We start from the raw sequence: 16,869 nt of genomic DNA, 5'->3' as shown, positions 1-16,869 counted from the left end.
GTTCCTTAAAGAAAATGGCTCCCCGCCTGTTTCTGTCCTCTGGCGACCTCGTTGCCGACCGCCGCTACGAGTTTGCGCGCGACCTGCAATTGAAGGGCGACCTGCCGGCCGCTGCCGAGCTGCTCGAACAGGCGATCGAGCTGGTGCCGAACTTCCCGTCGGCCTGGTACACGCTGGGCAAGATCCGGCTCCAGCTCGGCCAGCGTGACGCCGCGATCGCAGCGTTCCGTGCCGCGCGTGACGCCGATCCCGAGGACCGTCACGGCGCCGGCCTGCATTTGATGCAGCTCGGCGTCGAGGCCGTCGGTTCGATGCCGCCGGGCTATGTGCAGACGCTGTTCGATCAATATGCGCCGCGCTTCGAGGCGGCGCTGGTCGGCGATCTCGGTTATCGCGGTCCGGCGCTGCTGTTCAAGGCGGTGCTGTCGGTGCGCGCTGCCGCGAAGAAGCCGGCGTTCTTCAAACGCGCGATCGATCTCGGCTGCGGCACCGGGCTCGCGGCCGGCGCCTTCGCTGCGCATGTCGATCGCTTCATCGGCATCGATCTGTCGCCGCGGATGATCGACAAGGCGCGCGCCACCGCCCTCTATGCCGAGCTCGAGGTCGACGACATGCTGGCCGGCATCCGCGGCAGGCCGGACGCCAGCGCCGAATTGATCCTCGCCGCGGATGCGATGGTCTATGTCGCCGATCTCGCGCCGGTGCTTGCCGAAGCCAGGCGCGTGCTGGTCGCCGGCGGCGTGCTCGCGTTCACGGCCGAGACCCATGACGGGGAGGACGTCATCCTCGGCGAAGGCCTGCGCTACGCCCACAGCGCAGCCTATGTGCGGGCGACCGTTGCGGCTGCCGGGCTGACCTTGGCGCTGCTCGACGACCTCTCGGCTCGGAATGAGGACAACATCCCGGCACCCGGGCTTGTGGCGGTCGCGATCAAGCCGTGACGCTGCTTCTTCCCTTCTCCCCTTGTGGGAGAAGGTGGCGCGAAGCGCCGGATGAGGGGTCTCTATCCGCGGAGACAGACCCCTCATCCGGCTTCGATGCTATCGCATCGAATCCACCTTCTCCCACAAGGGGAGAAGGAAGAGAGAAGTGAACCCACGCCCCGACTTGAGTCTACACGCTACGCATTTGCCGCGACGCGGCATTGCGTCGCGAAGTCGCGACTTCGCGCTTGCCCGGCGCAATGCGGAATGCGAGAGCTTTGCGCCTCAGGGAGAGACACAATGAAAAAGCATACGCGGCGTGAATTCGGCGCCACCGCATTGTCCGTGATCGCAGCGTCGGTGCTGCCCGCGCCGTTCGTCCGGGCCGCCGACAAGAAGTACGATCCGGGTGCGAGCGACACCGAGATCAAGCTCGGCCAGACCGTGCCGCATTCCGGCCCCGGCTCGCTCTATGGCGTGCTCGGCCGCGTCGGCGAAGCCTATTTCCAGATGCTGAACGACAAGGGCGGCATCAACGGCCGCAAGGTGAAATTCCTCACCATGGACGACGCCTACAGCGCGCCGAAATGCGTCGAGGCCACCCGCCGGCTGGTCGAGCAGGAGGAGGTGCTGGCGCTCTACGGCTCGCTCGGCACCGCGCCGCAGACCTCCGTGCACAAATATCTCAACTCCAAGGGCGTGCCGCAATTGCTGCTCAACACCGGCGCCTCGAAGTGGAACGACCCGAAGAACTTCAAATGGACCATGGCGGGCCTGCCGCTGTATCCGACCGAGGCGCGGATTCTCGCCAAGCACGTCGTCAGCGTGAAGCCGGAGGCCAAGATCGGCATCCTCTACCAGAACGATGATTTCGGCCGCGACTTCCTGGGGCCGTTCAAGAAGGTGCTGAGTGACGCCGGCGGCAAGGCGCAGGTGATCATGGAGCAGACCTACGATCTCACCGATCCGACGGTCGATTCCCAGCTCATCAATCTCTCGAAGTCGGGCGCCGACGTATTCTACAACATCACCACCGGCAAGGCGACGTCGCAGTCGATCCGCAAGGTGGCCGAGCTCGGCTGGAAGCCGTTGCAGCTGTTGTCGGCGGGCTCGACCGGCCGCTCGATCCTGAGCGCCGCGGGGCTGGAGAACGCCAAGGACATCGTCGCGATCCGCTACAACAAGGAAGTCGGCGTGCCGCGCTACGAGAAGGATGCGGACGTGATTGCGTTCGAGGAGCTGCGCAAGAAGTATCTGCCGAATGTCGATCCCGACAACACCATCGCCTTCGCCGGCTACGGCCAGGCGGCGACGATGGGTGAAATCCTGCGCCGCTGCGGCGATGACCTGACCCGCGCCAACGTGCTGAAGCACGCCACCACGCTGGCCGGCTTCCACTCGCCCTACTTCCTCGACGGCATCAATTACAGCTACACGCCGGACGACTATACCCCGATGAAGACGCTCTACATCTCGATCTTCAACGGCAAGGACTGGGATCTCTCCGGCCAGCCGATGACGGAGTAGGGGCAGGCAGGCTCTATCCCCCGTCATTGCGAGCGAAGCGAAGCAATCCATCGATCCCCTCGGGGAAAGATGGATTGCTTCGTCGCTTCGCTCCTCGCAATGACGTCGGCTACGGGGTAGGGGGGCCCTGCCACCTGCCGCCATTTTCGTCCCGCACTCGACGAAACCGCCTGAAACACCTACCTCTTGGGCGTGTCGACGCTCGATCTCTTTTCCGTCCCGCCGTCGGAAACGGCCGATCTCTTGCCGCGCCGGTTCCGCGACTGGTTTGCCGCACGTGGCTGGTCGCCGCGCGAGCATCAGCTCGCGCTGCTGGCGAAGGCGCGTGAGGAGCGCTCGGCGCTGCTGATCGCGCCGACGGGCGCGGGCAAGACGCTGGCCGGATTCCTGCCGACGCTGGTGGAATTGAGTGGGGAGAGCGACGAGAGAGGCGGAATTCGGTCGACGCATACTCGATCGCCGCCTCCCCCCTTGCGGAGGAGGGGTACGCCACTTGCTCCGAACGATACGGCTTACCCCTCTCCCCAACCCTCCCCCGCAAGGGGGGAGGGAGCCCTACCAGCGAGTGCTGCGGAGCCAAGAAAGACCCTCATCTCCACCGGCCGCGGCGTTCGGCGCTCCAGTGGCCTGCACACGCTCTACATCTCGCCGCTCAAGGCGCTCGCGGTCGACATCGCGCGCAACCTGGAGACGCCGGTTGCCGAGATGGGCTTGCCGATCAGGATCGAGACCCGGACCGGCGACACGCCGGTGTCGCGGCGGCAGCGGCAGCGGCGCTATCCGCCGGACATCCTGCTCACCACACCGGAACAGCTGGCGTTGTTGCTGTCGTCCGACGACGCACCGTTCCTGTTCTCGTCGCTGAAGCGCGTCGTGCTCGACGAGTTGCACGCGCTGGTCACTTCCAAGCGTGGCGATCTGCTGTCGCTGGGCCTGGCGCGGCTCTGGACCATCGCGCCACAGGCGCGCGCCATCGGCCTCTCCGCAACCGTCGCCGAGCCCGAACAACTGGCGCGCTTCCTGGTGCCGCAGCCGGGCGGCGAGAACGCATCCGCCGACGTCGTCATCGCCGGTGGCGCCGCGCCGCCGGTGGTCGAGATGCTCGACACGCGGGAGCGGCTGCCATGGTCCGGCCACAGCGCGCGCCACGCGCTGCCCGAGGTGTATGAGCTGATCAAGCGCAACAAGACCACGCTGGTGTTCGTCAACACCCGCAGCCAGGCCGAGATGCTGTTCCAGGATCTGTGGCGCATGAACGACGACGGGCTTGCGATCGCGCTGCATCACGGCTCGCTCGACGTCGCGCAGCGCCGCAAGGTCGAGGATGCGATGGCCGCGGGAAAACTGCGCGGCGTGGTCTGCACCTCGTCGCTCGATCTCGGCGTCGACTGGGGCGATGTCGACCTCGTCATCAATATCGGCGCGCCCAAGGGATCGTCTCGGCTGATGCAGCGTATCGGCCGCGCCAACCACCGCTTCGACGAGGCCTCGCGCGCCGTGCTGGTGCCAGCCAATCGGTTCGAGGTGCTGGAATGCCGGGTCGCGATCGATGCCATCGCCGAGAATGCGCAGGATACGCCGCCGTTGCGCTCTGGCGCGCTCGACGTGCTGGCCCAGCACGTGCTGGGCTGCGCCTGCGGCAAGCCGTTCCCGTCGGATGAGCTCTACGATGAAGTCAGGACCGCGGCGCCCTATGCAGCGTTGGCGCGAACGGATTTCGACGACGTGGTCGACTTCGTCGCCACCGGCGGCTACGCGCTGAAGACCTATGAGCGCTTCGCGCGCATCAAGCAGGACAAGCAGGGCCGCTGGCGCGTCACCAATCCCAAGGTACGGCAGAGCTACCGCCTCAACGTCGGCACCATCGTCGAGGAGACCATGCTGAAGGTTCGGCTGGTGCGTTCGCGCGCCGGCGGAGCCGGGTCGACCGGCGCGATCGCACGCGGCGGCCGGATGCTGGGTGAGATCGAGGAGGTCTTCATCGAGGGCCTGGTGCCCGGCGACACGTTTGTCTTCGGCGGTGAGGTGGTGCGCTACGAGGCCTTGGTCGAAGATCAGGTCTACGTCTCCCGCGCCAATGACAAGGATGCGAAAGTGCCGTCCTATATGGGCGGCAAGTTCCCGCTCTCGACCTATCTCGCCGAACGGGTCCGCAAGCTGCTCGACAGCAGCCGGGACTGGAACGCGCTGCCGGACCAGGTGCACGACTGGCTGTCGTTGCAGCGACGATTCTCCCGCGTGCCTGCGGTGCGCGAGCTATTGGTGGAAACCTTTCCGCGCGGCGGCAGCCATTATCTGGTCTGCTATCCCTTCGAGGGAAGGCTGGCGCACCAGACGCTCGGCATGCTGCTGACGCGGCGGCTGGAGCGCGCCCGCGCCCGGCCGCTCGGCTTCGTCGCCAATGAATATGCGCTGGCGGTCTGGGGCGTCGGCGATCTCTCCTTCATGATCCGGCACGGCAAGCTCGATCTCAACGCGCTGTTCGATCCCGACATGCTCGGTGACGACCTCGAGGCGTGGCTTGCGGAATCCGCGCTGATGAAGCGCACCTTCCGCAACTGCGCCATCATCTCCGGCCTGATCGCGCGCCGCTTCACCGACGAGGAGAAGTCGCGCCGCCAGGTGCTGTTCTCGACCGATTTGATCTACGACGTGCTGCGCAAGCATCATGCCGACCACGTGCTGCTGCGCGCCGCGCGCAGCGACGCCGCCACCGGATTGCTCGATCTCCGCCGTCTCGGCGACATGCTGTCGCGCATCCATGGCCGAATCACCCACAAGGATCTCGACCACGTTTCCCCGCTTGCCGTGCCTGCGCTGCTGGAAATCGGCCGCGAGTCAGTTTATGGCGAAGCATCCGACGAGCTTCTGGCCGAGGCGGCCGAGGAACTCGTGCGGGAGGCGACGACTTAACGCGACCACTCTGGGGAACACGACGTGACGGCAAGCGCGCCAGCTTTGCGAGACGGTGACGACATGCGCGTTTCGAGGGTCGCGGTGGCGGATGTCGGCTTCGTGGCGGATTTCTCCGGCGCGCTGTTCTGGGAAGAGCAGCGCCTGCTCGTGGTTTCCGACCTGCATCTGGAGAAGGGCTCGAGCTTCGCCAGCCGCGGCGTCCTGCTGCCGCCCTATGATACGGTGGCGACGCTGAGCCGGCTCGCCGCCGTGATCGCGCGGCACGATCCCCGGCAGGTGATCGCGCTCGGTGACAGTTTCCATGATCGCGAGGCGCATGCGCGCCTGTCGGAACCGGATCGCGAGGCGCTGTCGGCGCTGCAACTGCGGCGCAACTGGATCTGGATCGCGGGCAACCACGATCCGGCGCTGCCGGCCAATCTTGGCGGCGTGGTCGCGACCGAGGTCGCGATCGGCCCGATCGTGTTCCGCCATGAGCCGACCGGGGCGAGCGGCGAGATCGCCGGGCACCTGCATCCCAAGGCACGGGTGCCGACCCGCGGCCGCTCGATCGAGCGGCGTTGTTTTGCCAGTGACGGCGAGCGCGCGGTGATGCCGGCGTTCGGCGCCTACACCGGCGGCTTGAGCATCCGCGATCGGGCGTTCGCGCGGATTTTCGGATCGCCCGGTTTCATGGCCCACGTGTTGGGCGACAACCGCGTCCACGCATTCGCAGCGTCGCGGTGTTATTGAGTCTCTTCGTCATTCCCCGGTGCGCAATTGCGCACCTGAGGGATCGCGAAGCGAGAGCCCGGAATCCATTGAACCGCATCGTTCGTGGATGAATGGATTCCGGGTTCGTGCTTCGCACGCCCCGGAATGACGGATGGGTCCTACGCCGCCTTCGCCTGCACGCTCTCGCAATACTCGGCGAGCCGGTCCGCCAGCCGCAACGTCGCGGGGCTGGCTTCGGGGGCGGCGACGAGGGCGACTTCGGTGCGCTCGATCGGCGCAAAGCCGTCTTTCGCGGTCAGCACGCGATGTTCGGCCTGGATCGACATCTCCGACAGAATGCTCAAGCCCAGGCCCGCGGCGACCGCGGCCTGGATGCCGGCGAGGCTGGAGGAGGTGTAGGCCATGTGCCAGTTACGGCCGGCGCGCTCCAGCGCATGGATGGCGTAGGCGCGGTAGAGACAGCCCGAGCCGAAGCCGATCAGCGGCACGGAGCCGGCGGTGGTGTCGCGCGGATGGCTCTTGCTGGTGACCCAGTGCACGCGTTCCGGCCACACCGCGATGCCGCCCTTCTCGCTGGCGGAGCGCTTGATCAGCGCAAGATCGAGATCGCCGCGCTCGAGGTCGCGGTATAGCGACAAGCTCTGGCCGGAGCGCACATCGAGCCGCAAGCTCGGATGGCTGCGCGAGAAGGTTGCGAGCAGTCGCGTCAGGCGGTAGGCGGCGAAGTCCTCGGTGATGCCGATCCGGATCGCGCCCTCGCTGCCGGGACGCGAGAGCACGTCGCGGGCCTCCTCCGCGAGCGACAGCAGCCGCCGCGCATAGCTCAACAGCCGTTCGCCGGCCTCGGTCGGGGTGACGTCCTTGCCGCTGCGGATCAACAGCGGCTGGCCGACGTCCTCCTCCAGCCGCTTGATCTGCTGGCTGACCGTCGATTGCGTGCGGTGGACGCGCTCACCGGCGCGGGTGAAGCCGCCGGCATCGACCACCGAGACGAAACTGCGCAACAACTCCAGGTCGAGCATCGCAGCCTCCATTCATAAATCCACTGGAAGCCAGTCTATCATTTAATTTCCAAATATCAACGCGGCGGCCTAGATCATCGGCGAAGGAGACCCCCGCCATGTCCGCCGCAACGTCGCCCGCCGCATCATCTGTGGCCGCCCCCCGTGCCCGCTTCAACACCCTGCCGCTGCTGATCGCCTTGTTCTGCCTGCTCTGGAGCTTCGCTTTCGTCGCCGGCAAGATCGGCGTCACCGATTGCCCGCCGCTGATCCTGCTCGCCGCGCGTTTTTCGCTGGCCGGCATCCTGATCTTGGCCGTCGCGCTGCTGCGCCGGGACGCATGGGATCTGACGTGGCGCGATGCCGTCGTGTTCGCCGTGCTCGGGGTCGCCAACAACGCGCTGTATCTCGGTCTCGGCTATACCGGTCTGAAGACCGTCTCCGCCGGTCTCGGCACGCTGATCGTGTCGGCCAATCCGGTGTTCACCGCGGTGCTGGCGGCGCTGTTACTCGGCGAGGCGCTGACCTGGCGCAAGGTCGCCGGCCTGCTGCTCGGCATCGCCGGTGTCGCCTTCATCGTCTGGCATCGCATGTCGATCGGATCAGACAGTCCGCACGGTGTCTTGTTCACGCTGGCTTCGCTCGCCTCGATCGTCGCGGGCACCATCCTGTTCAAGCTGCTCGCGCCCAAGGGCAATTTGTGGATCGGCAACGGCATTCAGAACATTGCCGGAGGCCTTGCCGTGATGCCGTTCGCCTTCGCATTTTCCAGCGTAGCTGACATCGTGCCGAGCGCCCGGCTCGCCGGCGCCTTCGCCTTCCTGGTGCTCGGCGGCTCGATCCTCGGCTATGTGATCTGGTTTCATCTCCTGAAGGTCTGTGGCGCCACCGCTGCCAGCGCCTATCACTTCCTGATGCCGCCGCTCGGCATGCTGTTCGCCTACCTCGTGCTCGGTGAGCAAGTCGAATTCCGCGACCTGCTCGGCATCGTTCCGGTCGCGCTCGGCATCTATCTGGTGACCCGGCCCGCAGCCGCATCGACCAGGCTGGCTGCGAATTGAGTAGCAACGTCGCCGATCAAAACAGCGAGCTGTCGATCTTGGTCGTCGATTTGACCTTGCGCAGGATGATGGTGGTGCGGTAGCTCGCGATGTCGCTGTCCGGATGCATCAGGCGGTCGAGGATGAACGACTGATAGCTTGCGAGGTCGGAGGACACGACGCGCAGCGAGTAGTCCCAATCGCCGGCGATCATGCAGCACTCGACGACCTCCGGAAGCCCGGTCACCTTCTTCTCGAAGCGCGCGAAGGAGTCCCGGTTCTGGTGCTTGAGGCGGAGCTCGACGATCACGTCGAACCCGAGCCCCATTCGCGCGGGGTCCACCAACGCCACGTAGCAATTGATCACACCGGTATCCTCGAGCGTCCTGACGCGTCGCATGCAGGGCGCGGACGAGAGCCCGACCCGCTCCGCCAGTTCGAGATTGGTGATGCGCCCCTCGACCTGCAGCACGTCGAGGATCTTCCGGTCGATCTCGTCAATCACGGTGTTGATTCCCATTTATTTCGCATTTTTCGTCTTTTGCGCAATTTATTCCAGAATTGCGGGCGAAATGCATTCCAAATCGCAAGGTCATTGCCGGATCGTGCGCATAGGATGAGCCACGATGTTCTTCAGCGCGGTAATGCAGCCGCAGGGAGCAGGCATGACGGGCAACGACGACAAGGCCTTTTGGGATCGCGCGCGGCGTCACCTCATCCGCTATGGCGGCACATTCGCGCCCGTCATCATCGAGCGCGCCTCCGGGTCCTTCGTCTATGATGCCGACGGCCGCGCCATCCTGGATTTCACGTCCGGGCAGATGAGCGCCGTGCTCGGTCACGGCCATCCCGAGATCGTCCGCACCATCAGCGAGCATGCCGAACGGCTGGACCATCTGTTCAGCGGCATGCTGACCCGTCCGGTGGTCGCGCTGGCCGAACAGCTCGCCGACCTGCTGCCGCCGGGGCTCGATCGCGTCATGCTGCTGAGCACCGGCGGCGAGTCGAACGAGGCCGCGATCAAGATGGCCAAGCTCGCCACCGGCGGCTTCGAGACCGTCGCGTTCGCGCAGTCCTGGCACGGCATGACGTCGGGCGCCGCCGCGACGACCTATTCGGCCGGCCGCAGGGGCTATGGCCCGGCGCCGGTCGGCTCGCTCGCGATCCCGACCCCGAACCTCTATCGTCCCCGCTTCGGCCAAGCGGCCGACTGGCGGGCCGAGCTGGCCTACGCCTTCGATCTGATCGACCGCCAATCGACCGGCTCGCTCGCCTGCATGATCGCCGAGCCGATCCTCAGCTCCGGCGGGCTGATCGATCTGCCGGAAGGCTACCTCGCCGCGCTGAAGGAGCTGTGCCGTGCACGCGGCATGCTGCTGATCGTCGACGAAGCGCAGACCGGCCTCGGCCGGACCGGCGCGATGTTCGCGTTCGAGCGCGATGGTGCCGTGCCCGACATCCTGACCCTGTCGAAGACGCTCGGCGCCGGTCTGCCTTTAGCCGCGGTCATCGCATCGGCCGAGATCGAGGAGCGCTGTCACGAACGCGGCTTCCTGTTCTACACGACGCATGTGTCGGACCCGATGCCGGCAGCGGTCGGGCTCAAGGTCATCGAGATCATCCTGCGCGACCGGTTGGTCGAGCGGGCTGCGATCGCGGGCGCGCGGCTGAGGGATGGGCTGCTCGCACTCCAGAACCGCTTCGAATGCATTGGCGACGTGCGTGGCCGGGGGCTGATGCAGGGCATGGAGATCGTGCGCGACCGCTTCAGCAAGCAACCCGATGAAGCGCTCGGAACACGGGTCTCGCAGCGCTGCATGGAGCTTGGGCTGAGCACCAACATCGTGCAACTGCCCGGCATGGGCAGCGTCTTCCGCATCGCGCCGCCGCTGACGATCAGCGACGACGAGATCGACCTCGGCCTTTCGATCCTGGGCGACGCGTTCGAAAGCGTGTTGCGGGGATCGTAGGATGGGTGGAGCGCAGCGATACCCATCATGTCGCCGCGGTTCCGGATGTTGGGTATCGCTTCGCTCCACCCAACCTACGTCTCTAATCTTTTCGGAACACGATCGAGGCCATCCAGCCGGTCATCAGCGCCATGAACGCGGTGACCAGGCCGTAGACGAAGCCGTTCTGCCGCGCGGTGGTGGCGACGAACTGCTCGAAGCCGACCTTGACGATCTCGAACGCGGTCTCGGTCTTGGTCAGCAGCGCGCCGTCGGAAAACAGCTTGATCTCGACATTGTAGGTGCCGATCGGCACCTCGGCCGGCAGCGGAATGCCGGTGCGGAACAAGGTCGGGGTCAGGAACGTCACCGCGGAGGTCGCCTCGCGGTACAATCCGTGCTCGGTCCGCAGCCGGACGAAGGCGCTGCGGAACGGATCGTTCGGCACCACGTCGGCAAAGTCGGGACCGACCCGCTGCATCAGCAGCACGTTGTTGAGCCCGAGCTGCTGGCGCCGCTGCACGTCGGGCGAGGCGATCTGGTCGAACGGGCGATTGGCGAACAGCGCGAGGTAGCCGGGAACCTGGAGGAACTGGCGCGAGTCGGTGTTGATCCAGATTCCGAACCTGCGTTCCTTGCGCCGCGTGACCATGTCGGCGCGCGGCCCGGACACCGTGACCGCGAGATCGTAATTGCCGCGATTGGGCGGCGTCTTGTCGTCCTTCTCTACCGAACCGAACAGCACGAGCTCGCCGCCGGAATAATTCGGCGTCACCGTGACGCGATGGTTGGAGACCGACACGATCAGCCGTTCGGCACGCGCAGGCGCGGCCGCCAGGCCGGCCGCGATAAGGGCAACGATCGCAAGCGGCGCGCGCAGCCTCATGGCGGGGCTCCGCCGGTTTCGCGGATGCTGTAGGGGTCCTGCGGCCGGATCACCAGCTCGACCGCGAAGCGGATGCCGACCGCGAGCACGAGCAGGCCGAGCAGCAGGCGCAGATGCTCGCCGCGGATCTTCTGGCCGGCGCGGGCGCCGAACTGCGCGCCGGTGACGCCGCCGATCATCAGGATCAAGGCCAATACGGCATCGACCAGATGGTTGGTCACCGCGTGCAGCATGGTGGCGAACACCATGGTGACGAGGGTAAGCACCATCGAGGTGCCGATCACGGTCGAGGTCGGCACCCGCAGCACATAGATCATCAGCGGCACCAGGATGAAGCCGCCGCCGATGCCCATGACAGCGCCGATGAAGCCGATCACGAGGCCGACCGCGACCACCGGGATGACCGAGAGATAGATCTTGGAGCGCTTGAAGCGCAGCTTCAGCGGCAGGCCGTGGATCCAGCCATGGCTGCCGGGCTTGCGCAGCGTGACCGGGCCGCCGCGGCGCGAACGCAGCATCGCGCGCAGGCCTTCCCAGAACATCAGCCCGCCGACCGTCGTCAGCAGGATGACGTAGGACAGCGCGATCATGAGGTCGAGCTGGCCGAGCGAGCGCAGGAAGGTGAAGGTCCACACCCCGAGCGCGGTGCCGAGCGTGCCTCCGACCAGCAGCACCGCCGCCAGCAGCGGGTCGATCGCGCGTCTGCGCCAATAGGAGATCGCGCCGGAGAACGAGGAGGCCGCGATGTGGCTGGCGACCGAGGCCACCGCGACCGCGGGCGCGATGCCGACGAAGATCAACAGCGGCGTCATCAGGAAGCCGCCGCCGATCCCGAACATGCCGGAGACGAATCCCACCGCCGCGCCCATCGCCAGGATGAGGAAGACATTGACCGGAATGTCGGCGATCGGGAGGTAGAGCTGCACGCGCGTCGCTTCTTGTCGGTTCGCCGTATGCTGGGGCGCAGGGCCGCATCACGGCGTGATGTCGTTCTGGTCGGGCATTCTCCGGCTGAACGAATCCGGTCGGCGCGCAGGACGCTGGCGAACGCGGGTCGATTGCCGCGTTCTTGCATAACCGAATTCGGTGGAAGGAGGGACTAAAGAATCCGCCTCGGATGGCATTTTTCGCCGCACGTTGCCGCTCTGTTGCGCACGTGGTTGATAATTCAGATTAATGACGCCTGAACCGGCTGGTTTGAGCATGATCTCCGCGCAAACGCGTTCCGCGCTTTGCCGAATCATGCTTCAGGGCCGCTCGACCGGCTTGGTGATCAGGTTCAGCGTCAGCGCTTCCTGCGGGCTCAGCCAGCGGATGTCCGAGGTTTGCGACATCGCCTCGACGATCCCGGACGAGACGCCCATCTTGGTCATGTAGCCGAGCACCATGCCCTGGATGCGCTGGGCCTCGGCGAGCGGATCGCTGACCGGCGTGCTGGTCGTGAAGCGATGCACCCCGAGCCGCGAGCCCGCGATGCCATAGCGGGTCGCCCCGCCGGCATAGACCAGGACGCAGGCGCTGGCGCAGGCCGCGGGGCGCAGTCTGCCGGAGGCATCGGCCGTTGCGACGGCGGTGACCAGCCCGTGCGAGCGGATGGCCTCGCCCATGATGGCGGCCTGATTGAGCGCGCCGCCTGGCGATGATAGCAGCACGGCATCACCCGGCGCGAGGCGGGCCTCGCTCAGCCGGTCGCGCAGCCAGCTCGCGCTGGCCGAGCCGATCTTGCCGCTGATCGCCAGCGCCCGCCGGCCGTGGCCCGACCCGTCGATGTCGACGTCGGGAATCACCGTCGAGGTCATGCTCGCCGCGATGTAGGTCTCGCGCCAGAAATCCCAGGCGCCCGGCCGCGACAGGTCGCGATAGGCCTGAATCGCGACACTCGATAACAGCAGCACGAAGATGATGATCGACGGCAGCGAGAACCGGAAGGTGCCGCGCGGCGGGGCCATGGTTCCTTGCGGAGGGGCGGGCGGCTGCGGCGGAGCGCTCGGGCGCGCGGCGAACGGCGATGCAGTCCGGCGCGGCGGCGCGACGCGGGGACCGGTCGGCGACGAACGGTGGCCGGTGCCATCATCCTGACGATCGTCGACAGACAAGCCTGATTCTCCGGAACGCGTGCGCCATCGGCGCGGGACTGCGCGTCTGTCTACACGGCGGAATGCGGCAGGGATAGGACAGCGGCGCCGTCAAGGCGCCGCATCGCGTGTCGTTCAGTGAGCCGGCGCGGCCAGCGCCGCGGTGCGCTTCGACGGTTGCCTGACCGGCTTTGCCGCCGCGGGTTGCACGGGCGCGCTGTCCCAGCCACCGGGCGGGGTCGTCACGTTGACCGCATCGCTCGGCTGCGGCTCGGGCGTGAAGGTCTGGATCGCGAGCTTGGCTGCGGCCAGCGACTGCGGGTCGAGCCGCTTGGCGATGTCGTCACGCTTGCGGCCGGCGTCGGCGTCGCCCTGCGCGGCCGCGAGGCTGAACCACTTGAAGGACTCGGCGAGGTTTTGTTCGACACCGATGCCGCGGGCATAGAGGATGCCGAGGTTGACCTGGCTGTCGGCGACGCCGCGATCGGCGGCCTTGCGGAACCACTGCGCGGCGCTCTTGTAGTCGGCGCCCTTGCCGCCGCCGTCGGCATCGAGCACGGCGAGATTATGCATCGCCTTGGCGTTGCCGCGCTCGGCGGCCTGCACGTAGTAGCGCCGCGCGGTATCGAAGTCGCGCTTCACGCTGAGGCCCTTCTCGTAGAAGGTGCCGAGCCGGAACATCGCGGGCACCACGCCGGCCTGGGCCGCGCGATTGTACCATTTGGCGGCCTCGTCGAGATTGGCGGGCACGCCCTTGCCTTCGGCAAAGCGGACGCCGACCTCGTAGGCTGCCGCCGCATCGCCCTTGATCGCGGCCGTGCGCAGCGCCGGTCCGCCGATCGCGTCGGGTAGCTTCTCGCCCGCTGGAATCTGGATCGTGGCGAGTTTGCCGCCGAGCGGAGGTGCGGTCGGAATTGTGCCGGTGACGTCGTTCGCGGCGGCCGGTGCTGGGGCGACGGGCGGCGCTGCCGGCATTGCAGCATCGGCAGGCGCGGACGCCGGCGGAATACTGACTTGCGCGCTGTCGAGCGTGTTGGGCGCCGCGGTGTTGTTGGACTGGCGGCCGAGCGGGGTCGGTGAGGTCATCGATGGCCCCGGCATCCCGGAAGGTGCGGCCGGGGCGGGGGCTGTCGAATTCTCGACGGGCGGTTGCACGGGGGCCGCAGGCGCCGGCTCGCTGCGTTCGGCCGCCGGGATCGGCGCCGGGGAACTGGTGTCGAGCAGGTTCATCGCCATCTTGGCGGTCGAAAGCAGGATCACGACCACGCTCGCTCCGACCAGCAGGGATCGGATCTTGGAGGTGATGGTCGAAGGCTGGGCCTCCACTGCGCCGGCAGCGGGCGCGCCCGCCTTGGCGACGGCGGCCTTCGCAGCCTTGTCGGCCTTCTCCTTGGCCTTGGCGGCAGCCTTGCTCGCTGCGCGTGCTGCCTTGTCGTTGACGGGCTGTGCGGCGGCGGCCTGCGCGGCACGGCGCGCGGCGGCGATGAAGCTCGACGTCGAGACCGGCTCTTTCTTGCCGGCGGGAAGATCGCTGATCGCGCGTTCGGAATCCGCGATCCGCTCCGACGGCGACGACATGCGGCCCGAGGGGCGCGTTCCGGGCTCGAGCGGATGATCCGGCGGCAGTTCCGGCGCGATGGCTGCGCGTGCGGACGCCGCATGCGGCTCGAGGATCTCGCTGATGGCGCGCGGCGGCAGCGGCGGCGGCGTGGCCTCGACCGGCTGCACGGCGTGGAATTCGCGCGGCGCGGACATGAAGTGCTCCTGCGCCAGCGCAGGATTCGGCAATTCGGGCCGATACGATTCGGGTTGTGCGATCGGCTGCGGCATCGCCGCGCGCGGCATTTCCATCCGCGGCGGTTCGATCCGCGATTGGACCGGTTCGGGCGCAGGCGGTGCCGGCGGCGGCGCGGTGCGGACCGAGCGCAGATCGGTCTCGATCATCGCGAGGCGATCGACGACATGGCCGAGCGTGTTGTGAACCGTCTCCAGCGAGTCCTGGGTGCGGCGGTCGGTCTCCGTCTGGCTGAAGCGGATGTCGGACAGTTCGCGCTTCACCAGGTCGACGATGCCGCTGTCCATCATCGGCTGTGGCGCGGACGGGCCGGTGTTGCGGGTGGCGTCGGCCAGCGAAGCGAGATGGGCGTGCTGCGCCTCGAGGTGCCGCATGATGTCATGCAGCCCTTCCTCGACCCGGCCAAGATTGCCGGAGCGCTGGTCGGCGGATTCCAGCCGCTCCAGCAGATAGGAGACGCGCTGCTCGAGATGGGTGAACGCCGACGAGCTGTCGTTGCCGACCTGCAAGCGGTCGATCCGCTCGGACAGCGTGCGTACTGCGCTTTCGATGGCGTCGGTGTTGTCGGTGCCGACCGGCCGCTCGCGGCTCTCCAGCGTCGAGGCCAGCGCGGCGATACGCTGCTCGATCCCGGCGAAAGCGTCGCCGTAGGATTCACCGCGCGACATCTGCGACAGCTGGTCGACCTTGGTCGCCAGCGCATGCACGTCGCCGGACAGTTGCAGCAGCGCGTCGTTGGAGGCGACATTGGAGACGATGGTACGCAGCGCCGCGATCGCGCTTTCGAGCTGATGCAGCGTCGAGGGATCGTCATTGGCGCGCAGGATCGTGTCGAGCTTGGCGCCGAGATTGCGGATCGCCTCGTCATAGCCGGTGAGCTGCTCCGCCGGCGTCAGCGTGCGCAGCTCCTCGCGGATCTCCGACAGCGCGCGTTCGATGCCGGCGATCGCCTGGCCCTGGCCGTTGCTGCTGTCCTGGCGGATCTCGTCGATCCGGTGATGCAGCGAGCGGATTTCGTTCTCGATCGATTCGATCGCGCGGCGCGGCATCGCCTCGGTGATGGCCTGGCGGATCTCCGCGAGCTCGCCGCGGAAGGCCGCGATCGACTGCTCGATATGGTCGGGCCGTTGCAGGGCTTCGATCTGGCTCGTGATCTTGAGCAGATGACGCTCGAGCGAGGAGAAGTCGGGCCCGGCGGGCGCGGCAGGCGGCGGCGCGTAGGCAGCCACCGGCGGCGCCGATTGCGGCATCGGCGGCGCGCCGCGCGGCGGCATCTGCCGCGGTGCGACGTCATCGAGCTCGTTCTGGCGCGCGGCGATTTCCGCGATCGCGGAATCGAACGATGCCGGGCTCAGCGGCGGCGAGGGCCGGTAGATCTGCGCGGCGGCGCGCTCGACGGCTTCGGCCTGGCGCTGGCGTTCCTGCTGCTGGCGGTCCTGCATTTGCGGCTCCCGCTGCATCTGCGATTCACGCATCGGCTGGGGTTGCGGCTCGCGCGCCGGCTGCGGCCGCGAAATCTGCGACAGCCGTGCGTCGAGGCGCGAGATCGCTTCGTTCAACTGCCGTGCGACGGCGGGCTGGCCGCGCGGCACTTCGGCGCGCACGGCTTCGCCGCGCGACAACGGCTTTGCAATCTGTTCGATCTGGCGGGTGATGGCGTCGAGCCGCTGATGGATGTCGGCGACCTCGCGGCTTTCCCGGCTCGGCATCGGCTGCCGCTGCTCCATGCGCCAATCCGGCGGGCCTGGCTCGCCGACGGTGGAGTTGAGCCAGTCGTTCAGTGACATGCCGGCGCGGCGCGCAGCCGCCTCGGCCCTGTCGCGGACGGAGGGATCGATGCCGTCAACACTCCACGATACGCGCGAATTCATGATTCCGTCCGGTCCCGACTCCGGCGCCACAACCTGCGCCCGCAGCCTCCCCGCGCATTCCCGTTAAGAGACAATCGAATTCTGCGCTGGTCGTCTGCTTCAGCTGCTGACTTTTTCCCGTCACGGTAAATAACGGGTTAAGGAATGCGGCCGCAGGGCCTTAAAGTTAGGG

Annotated in this window: 12 protein-coding genes; 6 read left to right on the top strand and 6 right to left on the bottom strand. The window is 67.1% G+C overall.

Translation table 11 applies throughout. From position 1 onward, the window contains the following. Nucleotides 1–14: 14 nt before the first annotated feature. The 4 genes from B2W55_RS08630 to pdeM all read left to right on the top strand — a co-directional run bounded on the left by B2W55_RS08630 (nucleotide 15) and on the right by pdeM (nucleotide 6,098). The gene (locus B2W55_RS08630) at nucleotides 15–941 is read left to right on the top strand and encodes a methyltransferase domain-containing protein (protein WP_024581786.1); all 927 of its coding nucleotides are present in this window, start codon (nucleotides 15–17) and stop codon (nucleotides 939–941) included. Between the two features lie 282 nt (nucleotides 942–1,223). Further along, complete coding sequence (locus B2W55_RS08625) at nucleotides 1,224–2,450, top strand: ABC transporter substrate-binding protein (RefSeq protein WP_024581787.1); 1,227 nt, start codon at nucleotides 1,224–1,226, stop codon at nucleotides 2,448–2,450. A 192-nt stretch (nucleotides 2,451–2,642) separates the two neighbouring features. Further along, complete coding sequence (locus B2W55_RS08620) at nucleotides 2,643–5,363, top strand: ligase-associated DNA damage response DEXH box helicase (RefSeq protein WP_029879222.1); 2,721 nt, start codon at nucleotides 2,643–2,645, stop codon at nucleotides 5,361–5,363. Between the two features lie 63 nt (nucleotides 5,364–5,426). Then, the gene (pdeM, locus tag B2W55_RS08615) at nucleotides 5,427–6,098 is read left to right on the top strand and encodes a ligase-associated DNA damage response endonuclease PdeM (protein WP_029879224.1); all 672 of its coding nucleotides are present in this window, start codon (nucleotides 5,427–5,429) and stop codon (nucleotides 6,096–6,098) included. A gap of 140 nt (nucleotides 6,099–6,238) precedes the next feature. Here pdeM and B2W55_RS08610 read toward each other — a convergent pair whose 3' ends face one another. Beyond that, nucleotides 6,239–7,102 carry a LysR family transcriptional regulator gene (locus B2W55_RS08610; RefSeq protein ID WP_024581790.1) on the bottom strand — a complete coding sequence of 288 codons (864 nt, stop codon included), beginning with the start codon at nucleotides 7,100–7,102 and terminating at the stop codon, nucleotides 6,239–6,241. Between the two features lie 98 nt (nucleotides 7,103–7,200). Between B2W55_RS08610 and B2W55_RS08605 the strand changes: the two genes are divergently transcribed. Further along, complete coding sequence (locus B2W55_RS08605; protein WP_024581791.1) at nucleotides 7,201–8,142, top strand: DMT family transporter; 942 nt, start codon at nucleotides 7,201–7,203, stop codon at nucleotides 8,140–8,142. Between the two features lie 16 nt (nucleotides 8,143–8,158). Here the strand turns inward: B2W55_RS08605 and B2W55_RS08600 are convergent, their stop codons facing one another. Next, nucleotides 8,159–8,641 (bottom strand): Lrp/AsnC family transcriptional regulator, encoded by a 483-nt coding sequence (locus B2W55_RS08600; RefSeq protein ID WP_029879226.1) that lies wholly within the window; start codon nucleotides 8,639–8,641, stop codon nucleotides 8,159–8,161. Nucleotides 8,642–8,786: 145 nt separating this feature from the next. On the opposite strand from B2W55_RS08600, the gene B2W55_RS08595 reads away from it, so the two are divergent. After that, the gene (locus B2W55_RS08595) at nucleotides 8,787–10,091 is read left to right on the top strand and encodes an aspartate aminotransferase family protein (protein ID WP_024581793.1); all 1,305 of its coding nucleotides are present in this window, start codon (nucleotides 8,787–8,789) and stop codon (nucleotides 10,089–10,091) included. Nucleotides 10,092–10,173: 82 nt separating this feature from the next. Here the strand turns inward: B2W55_RS08595 and B2W55_RS08590 are convergent, their stop codons facing one another. The 4 genes from B2W55_RS08590 to B2W55_RS08575 all read right to left on the bottom strand — a co-directional run bounded on the left by B2W55_RS08590 (nucleotide 10,174) and on the right by B2W55_RS08575 (nucleotide 16,697). After that, on the bottom strand, nucleotides 10,174–10,956 hold the full coding sequence (locus B2W55_RS08590; RefSeq protein ID WP_024581794.1) for a TIGR02186 family protein: 783 nt from the start codon (nucleotides 10,954–10,956) through the stop codon (nucleotides 10,174–10,176). Next, nucleotides 10,953–11,882, bottom strand: a complete 930-nt coding sequence (locus B2W55_RS08585) for a sulfite exporter TauE/SafE family protein (protein ID WP_024581795.1) — start codon at nucleotides 11,880–11,882, stop codon at nucleotides 10,953–10,955. The genes B2W55_RS08590 and B2W55_RS08585 overlap by 4 nt, the downstream gene beginning before the upstream one ends. 321 nt (nucleotides 11,883–12,203) lie before the next feature. Further along, nucleotides 12,204–13,052, bottom strand: a complete 849-nt coding sequence (locus B2W55_RS08580; protein ID WP_024581796.1) for a hypothetical protein — start codon at nucleotides 13,050–13,052, stop codon at nucleotides 12,204–12,206. Nucleotides 13,053–13,166: 114 nt separating this feature from the next. Beyond that, complete coding sequence (locus B2W55_RS08575) at nucleotides 13,167–16,697, bottom strand: tetratricopeptide repeat protein (RefSeq protein WP_024581797.1); 3,531 nt, start codon at nucleotides 16,695–16,697, stop codon at nucleotides 13,167–13,169. Between the last annotated feature and the right edge of the window lie 172 nt (nucleotides 16,698–16,869).

The organism is Bradyrhizobium sp. UBA2491 (genome assembly GCF_002341725.1).
In the GTDB taxonomy this organism is placed as follows: Bacteria; Pseudomonadota; Alphaproteobacteria; order Rhizobiales; family Xanthobacteraceae; genus Bradyrhizobium.
The sequence above is the reverse complement of the archived record's forward strand: the minus strand, read 5'-3'. Positions and strand labels throughout refer to the sequence as shown.